The 534-nt window shown below is 65.2% G+C and carries 1 protein-coding gene and 1 pseudogene; both read right to left on the bottom strand.

Annotation, left to right across the window (positions count from 1 at the left end):
• A pseudogene (locus tag J5M58_RS26105) lies at positions 1–373 on the bottom strand (hypothetical protein); the annotation flags it as partial.
• A 2-nt stretch (positions 374–375) separates the two neighbouring features.
• A complete protein-coding gene (locus tag J5M58_RS26100) occupies positions 376–489 on the bottom strand; it encodes a GpE family phage tail protein (RefSeq protein ID WP_011204755.1) in 114 nt (37 codons plus the stop codon).
• Positions 490–534: the final 45 nt, after the last annotated feature.

Raw genomic sequence — 534 nt, 5'->3', positions numbered from 1 at the left:
GTTGCGCGCGTAGCTCACGTACGCGGGCGGACTGCTTCTCGTGCTCGATCGACAGGCGCGCCGCGGCCTGCTTCGCCTTCTCAAAATCGGCACTCATCTGGCGCGAGGGTTGGTCGGCCGCACGCAACGCAGTGGCGAGGCCATTCACGCGCGTTCGCGCTTCGCCGAGCTTCTCCGCTGTGCCCGCGAGCCCGGTTCGCATCTCGCGGAACGAGGCGACGGCCTTCTGCTGCTTCCCGAGCTCGGCGAGTTCGCCGCGCGTCTGCTTGAGCGCCTGCGCGAGCCCCTTGTTGCTGTTCAGCACGTTTTTCAGGGGCTTCGTGAAGTTGTCGATCATGTCGAACATCACGCGCAGTTTCAGGGCGTTGTCCATCGTCACTCGTTTCCGCTACGTATCCGGGCGCGCTCGCGCCAGTCCATCAATTCGGCCAGGGAGAAGGCGGCCATATCGTGCGGCGTCCAGCCAAACACCGTCGCGATATCGGCCATCGCGTCTTCTACGCGGGCCGGGACTCCATGCTCGCTTTCAGCGCC

The sequence above is a fragment of the Pseudomonas sp. 32_A genome, assembly GCF_017490905.1.
In the GTDB taxonomy this organism is placed as follows: domain Bacteria; phylum Pseudomonadota; class Gammaproteobacteria; order Pseudomonadales; family Pseudomonadaceae; genus Aquipseudomonas; species Aquipseudomonas inefficax.
The sequence above is the reverse complement of the archived record's forward strand: the minus strand, read 5'-3'. Positions and strand labels throughout refer to the sequence as shown.

What these genes read in the sequence shown, in the direction of transcription:
- J5M58_RS26100 (WP_011204755.1), bottom strand. Translation starts at nt 489, where the DNA reads ATGGCCGATATCGCGACGGTGTTTGGCTGGACGCCGCACGATATGGCC.